Here is an 18,611-nt window from a genome sequence, read left to right on the forward strand (position 1 = left end):
GGGTCACCGCAGGTGAGTTGTGGCAAAGAATGCGGTGCGTAACCGGCCTTTTTCGGCGGAGGATTTGAACTGATCACGAGTGGGTCACTAGGGTCAGCCATCGAACCCTCGAACGGGTGATCCCTCTCAAGAAGGAGCTCGTCTCCGTGGCGTCCCACCGTCGTCCCAAGCAGCCGAGCCGCACGCGTGTGACCGTGCTCACCACCGCTGCCGCCGCCGCCGTCGCTCTCAGCTCGCAGGCCGCCAACGCCGCTCCGAGCGAGAAGCCGAGCAAGGACGAGGTCAAGGCCAAGGTCGACAAGCTCTACACGGAGGCCGAGCAGGCCACCGAGAAGTACAACGGAGCCAAGGAGAAGCAGGAGAAACTCCAGAAGGAGATCTCCACCATCCAGGACAACGTCGCCCGCGGCCAGGAGGAGCTCAACGAGCTGCGCGACGGCCTCGGTTCGATGGCCAGCTCCCAGTACCGCTCCGGCGGCATCGACCCCTCCCTCCAGCTGTTCCTGTCGGCCGACCCGGAGAACTACCTGGACAAGGCCTCCGCGCTCGACCAGCTCAGCGGTCAGCAGGTCGAGACGCTGAAGAAGGTCCAGGAGAAGCAGCGCGACCTCGCCCAGCAGCGTGCCGAGGCCGGCGAGAAGCTCAAGGACCTCGCCTCCACCCGCACCGAACTGGGCAAGAAGAAGAAGGAAGTCCAGGGCAAGCTCTCCTCCGCGCAGAAGCTGCTCAACACGCTCACCGCGGCGGAGAAGGCGGCCCTCCAGCAGGAGGAGCAGCGCTCCACCCGCAGCAGCGAGCGCGAGGTCCTCTCCAGCTCCGGGACCCCCTCCGGGAAGCCCGCCTCCGGCCGGGCCGCCGCCGCCTTCGCCGCCGCCCAGAGCAAGATAGGCACGCCCTACGTCTACGGCGCCACCGGCCCGTCCTCCTTCGACTGCTCGGGTCTGACCTCCTGGGCCTACGCCCAGGCCGGCGTCGGCATCCCGCGCACCTCCGAGGCGCAGACCGGCGCCGGGACGCGCATCTCCTCGATGAGCCAGCTGCAGGTCGGCGACCTGGTCTTCTTCTTCAACGACCTGCACCACGTCGGCCTCTACGCCGGCAACGGCCAGGTCCTGCACGCGCCGCGCACCGGCACGGTCGTCCGCTACGAGTCGATGAGCACCATCGGCGGCCCGTTCATGTTCGGCGTCCGGGTCTGACCCGAGGCCGCCGAACCCGACGGGCAGGCCTGCCCCGCACCCCGCACACGATCCGAAGTCGTCCTCGTCGTACCGCCCGTTCGGGCGAATCACGGCACGGCCTTCTGACCCCCCGCCCCGCCGGTGACCTGCGTCAGCGGCGGGGCGTCGTGCTGCGCGGCCCCCGAGGTCGTTGGCCGGTGCCCCGCCACGGGGTTACTGTCTGCCGCGTTTCCCTGTCCGCCAGCGGAAGGAGTGCGGCTTCCCGTGGGGTCCCATCGCCGCCTTGCACCAACCGGGTTCGACCGCGGCGCCGTCGCCGCCGTCGGCCTGCTGTCCGTCGCCGCCGCAGTCCTGGGCGCCGTACCGGCCACGGCCACCCCGCACGACGACCGGCGGGCGGAGGTGGACCGGCTCCACACGGAGGCGGAGCAGGCGACCGAGGCCTACAACAAGGCGGACGCGCGCACCGACGCCCTGCGCGAGGAGGTCAGCGCCGCGCAGGACGACATCGCGCGGCAGCAGGGGCGGATCAACACCATGCGGGACGCGCTCGGTTCGCTCGCCGGTGCCCAGTACCGCTCCGGCGGCATCGACCCGTCACTGGCGCTGCTGCTCTCCGCCGACCCGGACGACTACCTGGACAAGGCCTCCGTGCTCGACCGGATCACCACCCACCAGGCCGGTGAGCTGAAGAAGCTCCAGGGGGCCATGGTCGACCTCGCCCAGGACCGCGCCGAGGCCGGCCGGAAACTCACCGAGCTGGAGAAGGGCCGCAAGGCCGTCGCCGCCCACAAGAAGACCGTGGAGCAGAAGCTCGCCAAGGCCCGCGAGCTGCTCAACGCCCTCCCGGACGAGGAGCGCGCCGCCTACGACCGCGGTTCCCGCTCCGGCCGCACCGACCTGACCGGTGCCGGTCCGGGCTCCGGTCCCGGCGAGGCCGCTCCCGCCTCCGGCCGCGCGGCGGCGGCCGTCGCCGCCGCCCGCTCCGCCCTCGGCAAGCCCTACGTCTGGGGCGCCAACGGGCCCACCGGCTTCGACTGCTCGGGCCTGACCCAGTGGTCGTACGCCCAGGCCGGCATCGGCCTGCCGCGCACCTCGCAGGCGCAGTCCGGCGCCGGGCAGCGGGTGTCCCTGGCCCAGGCGCGACCCGGGGACCTGGTCGCCTACCGGGACGACGCCAGCCACATCGGCATGTACGTCGGCAACGGCCAGGTGATCCACGCGCCCTATCCCGGCGCGCCCGTGCGCTACGACCCGGTCGGCATGATGCCGGTCTCCTCGGTCACCCGGGTCTGACCTTCGCCTCCCCGGTCCCCTGCCCCCGGCGGTCCGGCGCCCGTACGATCGGGAAGATGGCTGGTCGAACGCGGGTGTCGGGTTCCTCGGTGGTGGCGCTGTGCCTGCTGCTCGTCTCCCTCGTGGCCTGCGGCGGCCGGACCGCCGCCGACCCCGCCCGCGCTCAGGTGCAGCGGGTGCTGGACCGGCGGGCGGCGGCCGTCCTCGACCAGGACCGGACCGCCTACGCGCGCACGGGCACCGGCGTCGGCTTCGACAACCTGAGCGCGGTGCCGCTGGCCGCGTGGTCGTACCGGGTGACCGACGTGGACCGCACCGGTGACACCGCCACCGCCGGCGTCGAACTCCGCTACCGCGTCGAGGGCTACGACCGGGGCCCCGTCACCGCCGCCCGCACCGTGCGGCTGAGCAGGGACGGCCCGGAGGGGCGGTGGTCCGTCGACTCCGAGAGGCCCGCGAAGGAGTCCGGCCAGCAGCCGTGGGACCAGGGCGTGGTCGAGGTCGTCCGGGGGACGCACAGCCTCGTGCTCGGCGTCGGGCAGTCCACAGGGGCGCTGCGCGGCTACGCGGACCTGGCCGACCGGGCGGTGCCCGCCGTGTCGGACGCCTGGGACGGCGACTGGGCCCGCCGGGTCGTCGTACTGGTCCCGAAGTCGCTGGAGGGGATGGCGGGCCTGCTCGGGTCCCCCGCCTCGTCCTACCGGGGCATCGCCGCCGTCACCACCGGCGAGACGGGCGGCCGGGAGCGGGCCCCGGCGGACCGGATCATCGTCAACCCCGACGCGTACGGGCTGCTCGGCAGCCTCGGCAAGCAGGTCGTGCTCACCCACGAGACCACCCACGTCGCCACCCGCGCCGACACCACCGCCGCCACCCCGCTGTGGCTGTCCGAGGGCTACGCCGACTGGGCCGGCTACCGCGACAGCGGCCGTACCCCCGCCCAGGCCGCCCCCGAGACGGCTGGCGCGGTCCGGGAGGGCCGGCTCCCCGCGGGGCTGCCGACCGACGAGGACTTCGGCTTCACCGCCGACGCGGACGAGCTCGCCCGCGCCTACGAGGGCGGCTGGCTGGCCTGCCGGATGATCGCCGACCAGTGGGGCGAGGACCGCCTGGACGCCTTCTACCGCGCCGTGGGCGCGCACGACGACCGCGCGGGTGCGGTCGAGGACGCGATGAACGAGGTGCTCGGGACGGAGCCGGAGGACTTCACGGCGCGGTGGCGGGAGTATCTGCGGGCGGAGTTCGACTGAGCCGCCCCGACCGTCCGGCGCGCCCGGACCGACCGGGCCGCTCGGGGTGCCCGCGCGGCGCGGTGTCGCGCCACAGGGCGTGGGCCGCGACGAGCGCCGCGGTGACCAGCAGGCCGTTGCGGACGGACAGCAGCGCGATGCCGAGCGGGTCACTGGCGACGACCCGGGCGAAGAAGACCGGGAACTCCAGCGCCGTCACCGGGCTCGCCGTCAGCACCAGGGCGACCGGCACCCGCATCCGGCTCGCCCGAAAGCACCGGCAGACCGCCGCGAGGCCGATCAGCCACACCATGTACTGCGGGCTGATCACCCGGCTCGTGACCGTGAACACCAGCACCGCCACGAAGGCCGCGTCCGCGGCCGTGTGCGCCGCGAAGCGCGAGGCCGCGAGCCGCCACAGCAGCAGCCAGCCCAGCGCCAGGGCGGTGAGTACGAGGGCGACCGTGCTCACCGTGCCCACGTACGGGCCGAGGAACTCGACCGAGCCGTAGTTGAGCAGCACCTCGCCGTCCCAGCCGAAGTGCCGGCCGACATGGAAGACCAGCGAGCCCAGCGACTCCACCTCGGTACCCCGCTCGCGCTGGAACGTCAGGAACGCGAACGCCCCCGGCATGGTCACGGCGAACAGCGCCGCCAGCCCTGCACCGCTCAGCGCGGCGGCGACCCACGGCGCGCGCCCGCGCATCCCGATCAGCACCAGCGCCGGCCACACCTTCAGCAGCGCCCCGAACGCCGCCAGGCCCCCCGCCACGCGCGGATGCCGGCCGGCGGCGAGCAGTGCCGCCACCGCGACGGCGGTGACCATCACGTCGTAGCGGGCGTACACCGTCGGCCCGAGCAGCGGTACGCCCACCACCCACACCCACGCGCCACGCGAGGAGCGGCCGCCACCGCGGCCCGCCCGCCACAGCAGCGCGAGGACGGCCAGGTCCGCGGCACAGGCCAGGGCGAAGAAGGCCGTCGGGTACGAGAGGAAGGGCAGCAGCGCGGGGGAGAGGATCGCGAGGGCCGCGGCGGGCGGGTACTGCCAGGTGACGTCGTCCAGCGGGAACGTTCCTGTGCGCAGGACCTCGTACCAGTCCCGGTAGATGACGGACACGTCACCGGTGACGTCCGGCCCCGGGAAGACCAGCACCTTCAGCACGAACAGCAGCAGCACCAGCCGCGTGGCGCCCCAGACCACCGGCAGCCACACCGGTGACCGTCTCGCGCCCGCCGTCTCGTCCACCTGCTCCCCGCCCGTCCGCGTCTCGTGCCGGTGGGCCCATGGTGACCCGGGCACCTGCGCGTCTGCCACCGGACGCGGCCGGGCCCCGGCCCGTGCGGCGGATTCGGTAGGGTCGGCGGCGTGCGCAAGACCTTGATCGTGACGAACGACTTCCCGCCCCGTCCGGGCGGCATCCAGGCCTTCCTGCACAACATGGCGCTGCGGCTGGAGCCCGAGCGCCTCGTCGTCTACGCCTCCACCTGGAAACGCGGCCAGGAGGGCGCCCGGGCCACCGCCGCCTTCGACGCCGAGCAGCCCTTCACCGTCGTACGGGACCGTACGACGATGCTGCTGCCCACGCCGGGCGCGACCCGGCGGGCCGTCGGGCTGCTGCGCGAGCACGGGTGCACGTCGGTGTGGTTCGGGGCGGCCGCGCCGCTGGGCCTGATGGCGCCGGCGCTGCGGAGGGCGGGGGCCGAGCGGCTCGTCGCCACCACCCACGGCCACGAGGCCGGGTGGGCCCAGCTGCCCGCGGCCCGGCGACTGCTGCGCCGGATCGGGGAGTCCACGGACACGATCACCTACCTCGGCGAGTACACCCGCTCCCGGATCGCCGGCGCGCTGACGCCCGAGGCCGCCGCCCGGATGACGCAGCTGCCGCCCGGCGTCGACGAGAAGACCTTCCACCCGGACAGCGGTGGCGAGGAGGTGCGGGCCCGGCTCGGACTTTCCGAGCGTCCCGTGGTGGTGTGCGTCTCGCGGCTGGTGCCGCGCAAGGGGCAGGACACGCTGATCCGGTCCATGCCGCGCGTCCTCGCCGCCGAGCCCGACGCCGTCCTGCTGATCGTCGGCGGCGGCCCCTACGAGAAGGACCTGCGCCGCCTCGCCGCCGACACCGGCGTCGCCGCCTCCGTCCACTTCACCGGCGCCGTCCCCTGGTCCGAGCTGCCCGCGCACTACGGCGCCGGCGATGTCTTCGCCATGCCGTGCCGCACCCGCCGGGGCGGCCTCGACGTCGAGGGCCTCGGCATCGTCTACCTGGAGGCCTCCGCGACAGGCCTGCCCGTCGTCGCCGGCGACTCGGGCGGCGCCCCGGACGCGGTGCTCGACGGAGAGACGGGATGGGTCGTACGCGGCGGCGACGAGGAACAGGCCGCCGACCGCCTCGTCACGCTCCTGGGCGACGCCGAGCTACGCCGCCGCATGGGAGAGCGGGGCCGGGCGTGGGTCGAGGAGAAGTGGCGCTGGGACCTGCTGGCGGAGCGCCTGAAGGCGTTGCTGTAGCACGGGGCGCCTTGAGAACGGGCAGGGCCGGCACGCCCATGAGGGGCGCGGGGCCGTGCTCATATGCGGCTCCGCCGCGTGGGCGCGAGGAACCACGGCGCACCCGCCCACGGCGCACTCGCCCACGGCGCACCCGCACCCGCCCACGGCGGCAAAGGGGCACCCCGGAAGGCGCCGCTACTTGGCGTAGATCGCCTCGACCTCGTCCGCGTAGTCCTTCGCCACCACGTTCCGCTTCAGCTTCAGCGACGGCGTCAGATGCCCCGACTCCTCGGTGAACTGAGCGGACAGCACCCGGAACTTCCGCACCGACTCCGCCTTGGAGACCGCCGAGTTGCCGTCGTCGACGGCCGACTGGATCGCGGCGAGCAGATCCGCGTCCCCCCGCAGCGACGCCGCCGTCGAACCGGCCGGCTTGCCGTTGTCCGCGCACCAGCGGGCGAGGAACTCCTCGTCGATGGTGACCAGCGCGCCCACGAACGGCCGCCCGTCGCCGACCACCATGCACTCCGCGACCAGCGCGTGCGCGCGGATGCGGTCCTCGATCACGGCCGGGGCGACGTTCTTGCCGCCGGCGGTGACGATGATCTCCTTCTTGCGGCCGGTGATCGAGAGGAAGCCGTCCTCGTCGAGGGTGCCGATGTCACCGGTGTGGAACCAGCCGTCGGCCAGCGCCTCGGCCGTCGCGTCCGGGTTGTTCCAGTACTCCTTGAACAGGTGCTCGCCGTGCAGCAGCACCTCCCCGTCGTCCGCGATGCGCACCACGGAGCCGGGCAGCGGCTGGCCGACCGTGCCGATCTTCTGCCGGTCCCACGGGTTGAAGGCGGTGGCCGCGCAGGACTCGGTCAGGCCGTAGCCCTCCAGGACCGTGAAGCCGATGCCGCGGAAGAAGTGGCCGAGGCGCTCGCCCAGCGGGGCGCCCCCGGAGATGGCGTACTCGCCGCGTCCGCCGAGGACCGTGCGGAGCTTGCCGTAGACGAGCTTGTCGAAGACCTTGTGCTTGATCCTCAGACCGAGGGACGGGCCGGACGGGGTGTCCAGGGCCCTGCTGTAGGCGATCGCCGTGTCGGCGGCCTTGTCGAAGATCCTGCCCTTGCCGTCGGCCTGCGCCTTGGCGCGCGCCGAGTTGTACACCTTCTCGAAGACGCGCGGCACGCCGAGGATCAGCGTGGGCCGGAACGCGGCCAGCTCGTCGGTGAGGTTCTTGATGTCGGGGACGCAGCCCAGCTTGATCGGCGCGATCATCGGCGCGACCTGCACCAGGCGCCCGAAGACGTGCGCGAGGGGAAGGAAGAGGAGGACCGAGCACTCGCCCGTGCGGAAGAGCGGACGCAGCCGCTCGACGACGTTGCCGCACTCGGCGAAGAAGCTGCGGTGGGTGAGCACACAGCCCTTGGGACGGCCGGTCGTGCCGGAGGTGTAGACGATGGTCGCCGGGTCGTCGGCCTTCGCGATCGAGCCGCGTTCCTCGACGGTCCGGTCCGTGACGTCCTGGCCCAGGCGCCCCAGCTCCTCCACGGCCCCGGTGTCGATCTGCCAGACGTGCTTGAGGGCGGGCAGCCGCTCGCGCACCGACTCGACGGCGGCCAAGTGCCCGGCCGACTCCACGACACACGCCGTGGCGCCCGAGTCACCGAGGATCCACTGCACCTGCTCGGCCGAGCTGGTCTCGTACACCGGCACCGTGATCGCGCCCGCGCTCCAGATCGCGAAGTCCAGCAGGGTCCACTCGTAGCGCGTACGGGACATCAGCCCGACCCGGTCGCCGGGCTGGACACCGGAGGCGATGAGGCCCTTCGCGGCGGAGCACACCTCGGCGAGGAAGTCGCGGGCGCTCACGTCCTGCCACACGCCTCCCACCTTGCGGGAGATGACGGCGACGTCCGGGTGCTGCGCGGCGTTTCTCCGGACGATGTCGGTCAGGTTTCCGTCCGTGGGGACCTCGTACAAAGCCGGAAGGCTGAACTCGCGCAAGACTGCTGCTCCTCATAAGGCGCCGGCGCCACGACGTTGTGCGATGCGACGGTGCGGTCCAAGGCTCGGGCAAGTGCTGAGGACAACTCATGCGGGATTCACATGTTGAAATCCAGAGCACGAATGGACTGCCCGGACGTTACCCGCCGGTATGGCTTCTCCGACAGGGGGTCCCCGCGAGATGTTCGCTGCGTCACACGGAAGGGGTTTGCTTTGCGCACAGTAGTCGACGGATCAACCGACCAGCCAGTAACCGCAGGTCCGACCGCTACTGTTCACAAGAGGCACGCGCTGCTTACGCTTGATCGCCATGGCACCCACACCCGCCGGTAATACGACGACCCGCGTCCACGTGATCAGCGACGTCCACGGCAACGTCCGCGATCTGGCCAGGGCCGGCGAGGGCGCCGACGCCCTGGTCTGCCTCGGGGACCTGGTCCTCTTCCTCGACTACGCCGACCACTCGCGCGGCATCTTCCCCGACCTGTTCGGCACGGCCAACGCCGACCGCATCGTCGAGCTGCGCACCGCCCGCCGCTTCACGCAGGCGCGGGAGTTCCAGGCGCGGCTGTGGGCGGGCGTCGGCGGGGACCGGCGGGCACTGATCGAGGGGGCGGTGCGCAAGCAGTACGCCGAGATGTTCGCCGCCTTCCCCACCCCCACGTACGCCACCTACGGCAACGTCGACGTGCCGCCCCTGTGGCACGAGTACGCCCGCCCCGGCACGACCGTGCTCGACGGACAGCGGGTGGAGATCGGCGGCCGGGTCTTCGGCTTCGTCGGCGGCGGACTGCGCACCCCGATGAGCACGCCGTACGAGATCGGCGACGAGGAGTACGCCGCGAAGATCGAGGCCGTCGGCGAGGTGGACGTGCTGTGCACGCACATCCCGCCGGAGGTGCCGGAACTGGTCTACGACACGGTGGCGCGGCGCTTCGAGCGGGGCAGCCGCGCGCTGCTGGACGCGATCCGCCGCACGCGCCCCCGCTACGCCCTGTTCGGGCACGTGCACCAGCCGCTGGTACGGCGGATGCGGATAGGGGCGACCGAGTGCGTGAACGTCGGGCACTTCGCGTCGACGGGCCGGCCGTGGGTCCTTCAGTGGTGAGCGGGGGCGCGCCCGGGGCGGCCGGGCGGGAGCCGGACTTGCGCAGGTAGGTGGTGACATCCGCCCTGCCCGTGCGCGATAGCCTGCACGCGGCACACGTGCGCACGACGGCGCACGACCACCTCAGTACCGGCCCGCATCTGGAGGAGCCACAGCGATGGCGGAACACACCAGCTCGAGCATCATGATCGAGGCGGCACCGGCCGACGTCATGGCGGTGATCGCCGACTTCGCCCGTTACCCGGACTGGACCGGCGAGGTGAAGGAGGCGAAGGTCCTCGCGACCGACGCGCGGGGGCGTGCCGAGCAGGTCCGACTCGTCATGGACGCCGGGGCGATCAAGGACGACCAGACGCTGGGGTACACCTGGACCGGCGAGCACGAGGTGTCCTGGACGCTGGTGAAGTCTCAGATGCTCCGCTCCCTCGACGGCTCCTACCTGCTCCGGCCGGCGGGCACGGGCACGGAGGTCACCTACCGGCTCACGGTCGACGTCAAGATCCCGATGCTCGGCATGATCAAGCGCAAGGCCGAGAAGGTCATCACCGACCGCGCCCTGGCAGGCCTGAAGAAGCGAGTGGAGTCGGGCGAGAAGTAGCTCCCGCCCCCCCAGCTGCGGGCAGGCGTGAGTAGTTCCCCCCCCCCCCCGAGCTGCGGGCAGTCGTGCCTCCCCCAGTGCCTGAACGGCCTGGGAGGTACCCCCAGGGGCGGCACGGGTGGGCGGTGGGGGTGCCCCCGCTCGAGCGAAGCCGAGAGCGGGGGAGGCACCCGGCCAGCGCCGGGCCGCGTCACGCCGTGCGGTGCCCGGGACGCCGGGTGCCCCGTATCTCCGAGGCACCCCGCGCCGAGGCAACCGCACCCGAGGACTCGCGACCGCGTCACCCCCCGCCCACGCGGGTACCGTTCACCCCCATGCGCACCATCCTGATCACCGGCCCCGGCGGCAGTGGCCGTACCACCGTCGCCGCCGCCACCGCGCTCGCCGCCGCCCGCCGGGGCACCCGCACCCTCCTCCTCGGCGCCGACCGCGACGACAGCCTCGGCGCCGTGCTCGGAGTGCGCACGGGCCCCGCACCGAGCACCGTCGAGCCCCGCCTCACCGTCTGGCGGCCCGACCCCGCCCAGGGCTTCCGGGACGGCCTCACCGCCCTCCAGGACCGCGCCGCCTCCGCCCTCGACCTCCTCGGCGCCGCCCGCCTCGACCCCGAGGAACTCACCCCCCTGCCCGGCGCCGACGAACTCGCCCTGCTGCGCGCCCTGCGCGACGCCGCCCTCGCCGACGGCCGCGACGACCACGAACTCCTCGTCGTCGACCTGCCGGCCGCGCCCAGGGCCCTCGCCCTGCTCGCCCTGCCCGAGGAACTGCGCCGCTACCTGCGCCGCCTCCTCCCGCCCGAGCGGCAGGCGGCCCGCGCCCTGCGCCCCGTCCTAGGCCGGCTCGCCGGCGTCCCCATGCCCGCCGAGGCGCTGTACGAGGCCGCCGCCCGCTGGGACCTGGAACTCGCCGCCGCCGAAGCCGTCCTCGCCGACCGGAACACCGTCGTACGGCTGGTCGCCGAACCCGGCCCGGCCGGCGCCGACGCCGTCCGCTCGGCCACCCTCGGTCTCGCCCTGCGCGGCCTGCGCACCGACCTGCTGGTCGCCAACCGCGTCCTGCCCGAGGACACCCCGGCGGACAGCTGGCTCACCGGGCCCCTCACCCAGCAGCGCAAGGCACTGGAGGAGTGGCAGGGCACGTACGACGTCCGCACCGTCGCCCACCTCGGGCGCGACCCGCGCGGCGCCGACGACCTCGCCGCGCTCGCCGCACCGGGCGTCAACCCGGACGTCACCCCGGTCGAGTGGCCCGTCACCGACCGGCTGGCCGAGGACGGCGTGCTGGTCTGGCACATCCCGCTGCCCGGCGCCATACGCGACGAACTCGATCTGATCCGCCGCGGTGACGAACTGGTCGTCACCGCCGGGCCGTTCCGCCGGATCGTTCCGCTTCCGTCGGCGCTGCGCCGCTGCACCGTCGCCGGGGCCGCCCTGCGCGAGGGCGTCCTCGCCGTCCGGTTCACGCCGGACCCGCGGCTGTGGCCGCAGAGCCGCTGAACGCGCCGCACCCGTTCGGGTAACGTCGTAAGGACGAGCCGTAGTCAGGAGTCCGTCATGAGTGAAGAGCTCCCCCCGTCCGAGGCCGCTCGCCCCGACGAGGCCGACGCGGTCGACGAGGTGCGTGCCACCGACGCCGACGCCTGGGCGACGGCGTGCGCCGAGGACCTGGAGGCGGAGAAGGCCCGCCGCCGTGCCGAGTACGGGCCACCGCCCGGCTCGGCCGCCGAGGAGCTGCGCCGGCTCGTCGACACCGTCGCGGACAAGCTGTCCGGCCTCCAGTCCCCGCTGCTCGGCCAGGTCGCCGGGCCGGCCGCCCAGCAGGTGGTCCGGCAGGTCGTGCAGCAGGCCAAGGCCGCCGTCGAACCGGTCATCGAGCGCAACCCGGACGTCTTCGACCACCTCGCGGCCGCCGGCGGTGAACTCCTCGCCGCCTACCGTTCCGCCGTCCAGAACCAGGAGAGCCGCTGGACCACCGGGGCCTCCGGAGCTCCCGGGACTTCCGCGGACGACCCCCGCGACCCTCGTGACCTGGACGAACCGCGCGACGGCCAGAGCGACACCGGACGCGAGACCGGACGCGACGAAGGACGCGACGACGGCGACGAGGGCACCGGCCCGGGCCAGCGCATCGACTTGGACTGACACCGCCCTCGGGTACGGTTGGCCGTAGCGGGGCTCGACCGAAACTGAGGGATTCATGGGACTCACCATCGGCGTCGATATCGGCGGCACGAAGATCGCGGCGGGCGTGGTCGACGAGGAAGGCAACATCCTCTCGACCCACAAGGTGCCCACCCCGGGCACGCCCGAGGGCATCGTGGACGCCATCGCCTCCGCGGTGGAGGGCGCGCGCGCGGGTCACGAGATCGTCGGCGTCGGCATCGGCGCCGCCGGATACGTCAACCGCCAGCGCTCCACGGTCTACTTCGCGCCCAACATCGACTGGCGCCAGGAGCCGCTCAAGGAGAAGGTCGAGGCCCGCGTCGGCCTCCCGGTCGTCGTGGAGAACGACGCCAACGCCGCGGCCTGGGGCGAGTACAAGTTCGGTGGCGGCAAGGGCCACCGCAACGTCATCTGCATCACCCTCGGCACCGGCCTCGGCGGCGGCATCATCATCGGCAACAAGCTGCGCCGCGGCCACTTCGGCGTGGCCGCCGAGTTCGGCCACATCCGTATGGTGCCGGACGGCCTGCTGTGCGGCTGCGGCTCGCAGGGCTGCTGGGAGCAGTACGCCTCCGGCCGCGCCCTCGTGCGCTACGCCAAGCAGCGCGCCAACGCCACCCCCGAGCGCGCCGAGGTGCTGCTCGCGCTCGGTGACGGCACGCCGGACGGCATCGAGGGCAAGCACATCTCGGTCGCCGCCCGCCAGGGCTGCCCGGTCGCCGTCGACTCCTACCGCGAGCTGGCCCGCTGGGCCGGCGCCGGCCTCGCCGACCTGGCCTCCCTCTTCGACCCGTCCGCCTTCATCGTGGGCGGCGGCCTCTCCGACGAGGGCGACCTGGTGCTCGACCCGATCCGTAAGTCGTACAAGCGGTGGCTGGTCGGCGGCAACTGGCGCCCGGTCGCCGACGTGGTCGCCGCCCAGCTCGGCAACAAGGCCGGTCTGGTGGGCGCGGCCGACCTGGCCCGGGAGCCCGACCCGATCATGTAGGCGTACGGCGCTCCGACGCTCCCGAGGGGCGCGGGACTCTGTGAACACGCGGCCCGGCCGCGTGCGCGACGAGCCGGCCACGACCGGCGGTCGCCCGCAGACCTCGCGCCCCGAGCTGTTGGACGTACAGCGACGCTGTGGACGTACAGCGACGCTGTGGGGCGTACATTGATCCACATGGAGCCGCTCCCCAACTCCCGCACCGAATCCGACGGTTCCGCCGTCGTCCGGGTCCTCAGCTACAACATCCGCTCGATGCGCGACGACACCGACGCCCTCGCCCGGGTGATCGCCGCCTGCGCTCCCGACCTGGTCCTCCTCCAGGAGGCCCCCCGGTTCTTCCGCTGGCGCAAGAAGCTCACCCGGCTCGCCGCCGCCTCCGGGCTGGTCCTCCTCTCCGGGGGCGGCACCGCGGCGGGGCCCGCGCTCCTGTGCTCCCTGCGCGCCACCGTCGAGCGCACTCAGGACGTGCTGCTCCCCCTCACCCCCGGTCAGCACCGCCGCGGCTTCGCGACCGCCGTGGTCCGGATCGGCGGGGCCCGCCTCGGCGTCCTGAGCTGCCACCTGTCACTGCGGGCGGACGAGCGGTACGAGCAGGCGGGCCTGCTCCTCGACCGGCTCGCCGGGCTCGGTGTGACGCACGCGGTGGCGGGCGGCGACCTGAACGAGCGCCCAGGGGGCCGCACCTTCCGGCGGCTCGGCGACGGCCTGCGGGACTGCTGGACCGCCGCACCCTGGGGCGGCGAGTACACCTTCTCCCCGGCCGCCCCCGACCGGCGCATCGACGCGGTCTTCGTCACGGAGGGCGTCGAGGTACTGGGCTGCGGGGTGCCGGTGGGCCTGCCCGGGGTGGCCGAGGACGACCTGAGGGCGGCCACGGACCATCTCCCGGTCCTGACCGCCCTCCGCGTGCCCGCCTGCGCGAGCTGATCCGCCGGACCCCCCTGACACTGCCCAGGGGGGTGTCCGAACGGCACTCCCTAGACCACCGCGCCCCGCCCCGGGTCGTCGTCGTCCTCGTCGCCCGTCCGCATCCGCATGACCAGGGTGGCGAAGCCGCCGAGGAAGCCGCCGATGCTCGCGGTCGTCAGCCACCAGCTCATGTCCCAGCCGAGCACCACCGCCAGCAGCAGCAGGACGGGCCCGCCGAGCACTCCCAGCCACGCGAACTTCGCGGTGGTGTCCCCCTCCGGCAGCGGCGGCGGCTCGGGCGGCACGAAGTGGCCCTCGTCGTCCTCGCCGAAGTCGTCGTCCGACGGCTCGGCCGGCGTGTGGTCGCGGGGACCGGGACCGACGCCGGGGGCGAAGGCGACCGAGCCGCCCAGCGGCCGGGCCGAGGCGGGCCGGTCGGCCCCGGGCTTGTCGTCGTTGGTCTCGGGCTCCAGGAGCGCCAGGTCCTCCACCGACTTGAACGGCTTCGCGCCCGGCGGGTCCGGCGGCTCGTCCCCGTAACCGGCGACGATCGCGTCCCACGCGGCGTCCTCGTCGAAGGGCGCACCCTGCTCCTCGGGCCCGCGGTCCACCGGGCCCTCCCGTCCCTCGCGGTGCTCCCGCTCCCGCGCCACGTCCCGTCCCAGGTCCCCACCCAGGCCCCGTTCCAGGTCCCGCTTCTCGCGTTCCTCGCGTTCCTCGCGGTCGGAGTCGTACTCAGCCACCTGCGGCCGTCCCTTCCTTGCCGAGACCGGGCTCCGGTTCCCTGACGGAACCGGGCGCGAGCCGGCCGATGAACGCGACACTCTCCGCGAAGATCCGGTCCGCGTCGTGGTCCAACGTCGCCACGTGGTAGCTCTGTTCCAGCAGGACCTCCGTGACATCCGTCGAGGACACCCGGCCGAGGACGCGGGCCGAGTCGGCCGGCGGCACCACGTGGTCCTGCGGACTGCGCAGCAACAGCAGCGGCTGCGTCACCTGCGGCAGGTCGCCGTCGGTGAGACGGAAGAACGTGCGCAGCGAGTGCGCCGCGTGCAGCGGCACCCTGTCGTATCCCAGCTCCGTGCCGAGCGGCTTGGCGATGTCACTGGCGATGCCCTTCGTCGCGGGCAGCAGGTGACGCAGGACCGGGAGGGCGTGCTGGGCCACCCCGTGCATCCGGTTCGCCGGGTTGACGACCACGACGCCCGACACCGCGTCCCCCTGCTTGGCCGCGAGCCGCAGCGCCAGCGCACCGCCCATGGACAGGCCGGCCACGAAGACGCGCCCGCACCGCTCCCGCAGGGCACGCAGCTCGCGGTCCACCTCGGCATACCAGTCCTGCCAGCCGGTGACCTGCATGTCCTGCCAGCGCGTGCCGTGCCCGGGCAGCAGCGGCAACGCGACGGTCAGACCGCGCGCGGCGAGATACCGGGCCCAGGGGCGCAGCGACTGCGGGGACCCGGTGAACCCGTGGCAGAGGAGGACGCCGACCTCACCGCCCTCGTGGCGGAACGGCTCGGCTCCGGGCAGGACCGGCACGTCTCGGTCTCCTGTCGTCAGGGGGCCGGCACAGCCGGCACGTCGGGTGCGGTACATGCGGGTGCGGTACTTGCGGGAACTTCACCGTACGCGACCGCACTGACACCGACCAGGGCCGTCGGGGCCATTGACGGTGCCCCGGGATAGGGTCTGTCCGGTGGAGCAGGCCGCAGGTCAGCCACGGCGCCTCGTCAGAACCCGCGTCTGCGGCGTGATCCGCCGGGCAGACCCTAAGGTCTGACCCACAGACACAGGAGGCACTCGCTTGTTGTACGGCGCCATGAAGGTCACCGTCGGGGGTTCGCTGAAGCTCGCCTTCCGGCCCTGGGTGGAAGGCCTGGAGCACATCCCGGCCGACGGCCCCGCCATTCTGGCGAGCAACCACCTGTCGTTCTCCGACTCGTTCTTCCTGCCCGCCGTCCTCGACCGCAAGGTGACCTTCATCGCCAAGGCCGAGTACTTCAACACCCCCGGGGTCAAGGGCAGGCTGACGGCCGCCTTTTTCAAAGGGGTCGGCCAGCTGCCCGTGGACCGCTCCGGGGCACGCGGCGCGGGCGAGGCCGCCATCAAGAGCGGCATAGAGGTACTGGAGCGGGGCGAGCTGTTCGGCATCTACCCCGAGGGCACCCGCTCCCCGGACGGCCGGCTCTACCGGGGCAAGCCGGGCGGCCTCGCGCGCGTGGCGCTCGCCACCGGCGCGCCCGTCGTCCCGGTCGCCATGATCGACACCGAGAAGATCCAGCCGCCCGGCAAGGTGATGCCGAAGCTGATGCGGCCCGGCATCCGCATCGGCAAGCCCCTCGACTTCACCCGCTACCAGGGGATGGAGCACGACCGCTTCGTGCTCCGCGCCGTGACCGACGAGGTCATGTACGAGATCATGAAGCTCTCCGGCCAGGAGTACGTCGACATGTACGCGACCGCCATGAAGCGGCAGATCGCGGACGCGGCGAAGGCCGAGAAGGAGGCGGGCAAGGCAGCGAAGGCCGCGCTCGCGCAGGCGGAGAAGGAACAGGCCGCCAAGGAGAAGGCGGCGGCCGAGCAGGACCGCCCCGCCGACGACCGGTAGCGGCCGGACGGGGCAGCGGCCGGACAGGGGTGCGGTCGGACCAGGCAGCGGAACGTACTGGCAGCCGGGGGACGGGGGAGACATGGCCAGGCGCGAGAGAGTCATGAGGATGTCGGTCGAGCAGCCGCTGTGGCGCGCGCTCGCCGGCTACCGCGTGCTCACCATGTTGTACGCGATCGGCTTCTTCACCACCGCCTACTCCGGCTTCGCCCGCCCCTGGCTCGCCGTCGCCTACTACGCCGTCCTCTTCGTCTGGACCCTGGCCACCCTCCCCAAGGTCTCGAGCGCGGCGAGCTGCACCAAGCGGTTCCTCACCGCCGACCTCACCATCGCGCTGACCGGCATCCTGCTCACGCCGTTCGCCGACGCCCACGAACGGGTCATGGACGGCGGCCCGACGCTGCCGTCGATATGGACCGCCGGCTCCGTCCTCGCCTTCGCCGTCAAGGGCGGCTGGCGCTGGGCGGCCGTCGCCTCCACCCTCGTCGCCGTCGCCAACCTGGTCGAACGCGGCAGCCCCGCCCGCGACACCGTCCACAACGTCATCCTCGTCTGGGTCGCCTCCATCGCCATCGGCTACGTCGTCGAGGTCGCTCGCGCCTCCGAACGCACCCTCGCCCGCGCCCTGGAGATCGAGGCGGCGACCAGGGAGCGGGAGCGGCTCGCCCGGGACATCCACGACAGCGTGCTCCAGGTGCTGGCGATGGTGCAGCGGCGCGGCGCCGTCATCGGCGGCGAGGCGGCCGAGCTGGGCCGGATGGCCGGTGAGCAGGAGGTGGCACTGCGCACCCTGGTCTCCGGCGGCCTGGTGCCCGTCTCCCGCGTCTCGGAGGACACCGCCGAGGGCGCGGTCGTACGGGCGGTGGACGAACCGGAGGGGAACGATCCGGAGGGGAACGATCCGGAGGGCCCCGTCGACCTGCGGGCCCTGCTCGCCCCGTACGCCGGCTCCCTCGTGAACCTCGCCGAGCCGGGCGCGCCGGTCCCGCTGGCCCCCCTCGCGGCCCGGGAGCTCGCGGCCGCCGTGGGCGCCGCCCTGGACAACGTGCGCAAGCACGTGGGTGAGCACGCGCGCGCGTGGATCCTGGTCGAGGACGAACCGGACGAGGTGATCGTCACCGTCCGCGACGAGGGGCCCGGCATCCCGGAGGGGCGGCTCGCCGAGGCGGAGGGCGAGGGGCGCCTCGGCGTGGCCCTGTCGATCCGGGGCCGGCTGCGCGAGCTGGGCGGCACGGCCGAGCTGATCTCGGTGCCCGGTCAGGGCACGGAGGTCGAACTGAAGGCACCGAAGAAGACGACCAGCAGTACCACCGCACGGGGGAAGGCAGCGGAGTGATGACCGAACGACAGGAACCGATCAGGGTCATGGTGGTCGACGACCACCCGATGTGGCGCGACGCCGTCGCCCGGGACCTCGCCGAGTCCGGCTTCGACGTGGTCGCCACCGCCGGCGACGGCGACCAGGCGGTGCGCCGCGCGCGGGCCGTCGCGCCCGACGTCCTCGTCCTCGACCTCAACCTGCCCGGCAAGCCCGGCGTGCAGGTCTGCAAGGAGGTCGTCGGCGCCGACCCGAAGCTGCGTGTCCTCGTGCTCTCCGCGAGCGGGGAGCACGCCGACGTGCTGGAGGCGGTGAAGTCCGGCGCGACCGGATACCTGCTGAAGTCGGCCTCCACCGAGGAGCTGCAGGACGCGGTGCGCCGCACGGCCCTCGGCGACCCGGTCTTCACCCCGGGGCTGGCCGGACTGGTCCTCGGCGAGTACCGCCGCCTCGCCTCCGAACCGGCCCCCGCCGCGGAGACCGGTGAGCCCGGGGCGCCCCGGCTCACCGACCGCGAGACCGAGGTGCTGCGCCTGGTCGCCAAGGGACTCAGTTACAAGCAGATCGCCGAACGCCTCGTCATCTCCCACCGCACCGTGCAGAACCACGTCCAGAACACCCTGGGCAAGCTCCAGCTGCACAACCGCGTGGAACTCGTGCGGTACGCGATAGAGCGCGGCCTCGACGACGAGTGAGCGACGCGCGACACCGACATCGTCCGCGTC

Annotated in this window: 17 protein-coding genes; 13 read left to right on the forward strand and 4 right to left on the reverse strand. The window is 73.2% G+C overall.

Annotated elements, in window-relative coordinates:
* Positions 1–146 precede the first annotated feature (146 nt).
* From QC283_RS21425 to QC283_RS21435, 3 genes are all read left to right on the forward strand, one after another.
* A complete protein-coding gene (locus QC283_RS21425; RefSeq protein WP_279563381.1) occupies positions 147–1,199 on the forward strand; it encodes a C40 family peptidase in 1,053 nt (350 codons plus the stop codon).
* 246 nt (positions 1,200–1,445) lie between these two features.
* Entirely contained in the window at positions 1,446–2,477 is a 1,032-nt protein-coding gene (locus QC283_RS21430) for a C40 family peptidase (protein ID WP_279563223.1), read from the forward strand.
* Positions 2,478–2,533: 56 nt separating this feature from the next.
* The gene (locus QC283_RS21435; protein WP_279563224.1) at positions 2,534–3,727 is read left to right on the forward strand and encodes a hypothetical protein; all 1,194 of its coding nucleotides are present in this window, start codon (positions 2,534–2,536) and stop codon (positions 3,725–3,727) included.
* Here the strand turns inward: QC283_RS21435 and QC283_RS21440 are convergent.
* A complete protein-coding gene (locus QC283_RS21440) occupies positions 3,684–4,955 on the reverse strand; it encodes a glycosyltransferase 87 family protein (RefSeq protein WP_279563225.1) in 1,272 nt (423 codons plus the stop codon). The genes QC283_RS21435 and QC283_RS21440 overlap by 44 nt on opposite strands.
* A 120-nt stretch (positions 4,956–5,075) precedes the next feature.
* Here QC283_RS21440 and QC283_RS21445 point away from each other — a divergent pair, with 120 nt between their 5' ends.
* The gene (locus QC283_RS21445) at positions 5,076–6,218 is read left to right on the forward strand and encodes a glycosyltransferase family 4 protein (RefSeq protein ID WP_279563226.1); all 1,143 of its coding nucleotides are present in this window, start codon (positions 5,076–5,078) and stop codon (positions 6,216–6,218) included.
* 177 nt (positions 6,219–6,395) lie between these two features.
* Here the strand turns inward: QC283_RS21445 and QC283_RS21450 are convergent, their stop codons facing one another.
* Positions 6,396–8,192, reverse strand: a complete 1,797-nt coding sequence (locus QC283_RS21450) for an AMP-dependent synthetase/ligase (protein ID WP_279563227.1) — start codon at positions 8,190–8,192, stop codon at positions 6,396–6,398.
* A 310-nt stretch (positions 8,193–8,502) separates the two neighbouring features.
* Between QC283_RS21450 and QC283_RS21455 the strand changes: the two genes are divergently transcribed.
* The 6 genes from QC283_RS21455 to QC283_RS21480 all read left to right on the forward strand — a co-directional run bounded on the left by QC283_RS21455 (position 8,503) and on the right by QC283_RS21480 (position 13,978).
* Complete coding sequence (locus QC283_RS21455) at positions 8,503–9,300, forward strand: metallophosphoesterase family protein (RefSeq protein ID WP_279563228.1); 798 nt, start codon at positions 8,503–8,505, stop codon at positions 9,298–9,300.
* Between the two features lie 157 nt (positions 9,301–9,457).
* Entirely contained in the window at positions 9,458–9,898 is a 441-nt protein-coding gene (locus tag QC283_RS21460; protein ID WP_279563229.1) for an SRPBCC family protein, read from the forward strand.
* A 314-nt stretch (positions 9,899–10,212) separates the two neighbouring features.
* The gene (locus QC283_RS21465) at positions 10,213–11,394 is read left to right on the forward strand and encodes an ArsA family ATPase (protein ID WP_279563230.1); all 1,182 of its coding nucleotides are present in this window, start codon (positions 10,213–10,215) and stop codon (positions 11,392–11,394) included.
* Positions 11,395–11,451: 57 nt separating this feature from the next.
* A complete protein-coding gene (locus tag QC283_RS21470; protein ID WP_279563231.1) occupies positions 11,452–12,039 on the forward strand; it encodes a DUF5304 domain-containing protein in 588 nt (195 codons plus the stop codon).
* A 55-nt stretch (positions 12,040–12,094) separates the two neighbouring features.
* Positions 12,095–13,048: an ROK family glucokinase gene (locus QC283_RS21475; protein WP_279563232.1), complete on the forward strand. Its 954-nt coding sequence runs from the start codon at positions 12,095–12,097 to the stop codon at positions 13,046–13,048.
* Between the two features lie 177 nt (positions 13,049–13,225).
* A complete protein-coding gene (locus QC283_RS21480) occupies positions 13,226–13,978 on the forward strand; it encodes an endonuclease/exonuclease/phosphatase family protein (RefSeq protein WP_279563233.1) in 753 nt (250 codons plus the stop codon).
* Between the two features lie 50 nt (positions 13,979–14,028).
* Here the strand turns inward: QC283_RS21480 and QC283_RS21485 are convergent, their stop codons facing one another.
* Positions 14,029–14,703 carry a hypothetical protein gene (locus tag QC283_RS21485; RefSeq protein WP_279563234.1) on the reverse strand — a complete coding sequence of 225 codons (675 nt, stop codon included), beginning with the start codon at positions 14,701–14,703 and terminating at the stop codon, positions 14,029–14,031.
* Positions 14,696–15,499 (reverse strand): alpha/beta hydrolase, encoded by an 804-nt coding sequence (locus tag QC283_RS21490; protein ID WP_279563235.1) that lies wholly within the window; start codon positions 15,497–15,499, stop codon positions 14,696–14,698. Before QC283_RS21490 ends, QC283_RS21485 begins: the two co-directional genes overlap by 8 nt.
* A gap of 280 nt (positions 15,500–15,779) precedes the next feature.
* On the opposite strand from QC283_RS21490, the gene QC283_RS21495 reads away from it, so the two are divergent.
* From QC283_RS21495 to QC283_RS21505, 3 genes are all read left to right on the forward strand, one after another.
* Entirely contained in the window at positions 15,780–16,568 is a 789-nt protein-coding gene (locus tag QC283_RS21495) for a lysophospholipid acyltransferase family protein (protein WP_279563382.1), read from the forward strand.
* Positions 16,569–16,650: 82 nt separating this feature from the next.
* Positions 16,651–17,904 carry a MacS family sensor histidine kinase gene (gene macS / locus QC283_RS21500; protein WP_279563236.1) on the forward strand — a complete coding sequence of 418 codons (1,254 nt, stop codon included), beginning with the start codon at positions 16,651–16,653 and terminating at the stop codon, positions 17,902–17,904.
* Positions 17,904–18,581: a response regulator transcription factor gene (locus QC283_RS21505; RefSeq protein WP_279563237.1), complete on the forward strand. Its 678-nt coding sequence runs from the start codon at positions 17,904–17,906 to the stop codon at positions 18,579–18,581. The genes macS and QC283_RS21505 overlap by 1 nt, the downstream gene beginning before the upstream one ends.
* The last annotated feature ends 30 nt before the right edge of the window (positions 18,582–18,611 follow it).

The sequence above is a fragment of the Streptomyces sp. DH41 genome, from assembly GCF_029813785.1.
In the GTDB taxonomy this organism is placed as follows: Bacteria; Actinomycetota; Actinomycetes; order Streptomycetales; family Streptomycetaceae; genus Streptomyces.

Excerpts from the sequence above, each read along its gene's own strand:
- QC283_RS21435 (WP_279563224.1), top strand. The coding sequence starts at position 2,534 with ATGGCTGGTCGAACGCGGGTGTCGGGTTCCTCGGTGGTGGCGCTGTGC.
- QC283_RS21455 (WP_279563228.1), top strand. The coding sequence starts at position 8,503 with ATGGCACCCACACCCGCCGGTAATACGACGACCCGCGTCCACGTGATC.
- QC283_RS21460 (WP_279563229.1), top strand. The coding sequence starts at position 9,458 with ATGGCGGAACACACCAGCTCGAGCATCATGATCGAGGCGGCACCGGCC.
- QC283_RS21465 (WP_279563230.1), top strand. The coding sequence starts at position 10,213 with ATGCGCACCATCCTGATCACCGGCCCCGGCGGCAGTGGCCGTACCACC.
- QC283_RS21470 (WP_279563231.1), top strand. The coding sequence starts at position 11,452 with ATGAGTGAAGAGCTCCCCCCGTCCGAGGCCGCTCGCCCCGACGAGGCC.
- QC283_RS21475 (WP_279563232.1), top strand. The coding sequence starts at position 12,095 with ATGGGACTCACCATCGGCGTCGATATCGGCGGCACGAAGATCGCGGCG.
- QC283_RS21480 (WP_279563233.1), top strand. The coding sequence starts at position 13,226 with ATGGAGCCGCTCCCCAACTCCCGCACCGAATCCGACGGTTCCGCCGTC.
- QC283_RS21495 (WP_279563382.1), top strand. The coding sequence starts at position 15,780 with ATGAAGGTCACCGTCGGGGGTTCGCTGAAGCTCGCCTTCCGGCCCTGG.
- macS (WP_279563236.1), top strand. The coding sequence starts at position 16,651 with ATGGCCAGGCGCGAGAGAGTCATGAGGATGTCGGTCGAGCAGCCGCTG.
- QC283_RS21505 (WP_279563237.1), top strand. The coding sequence starts at position 17,904 with ATGACCGAACGACAGGAACCGATCAGGGTCATGGTGGTCGACGACCAC.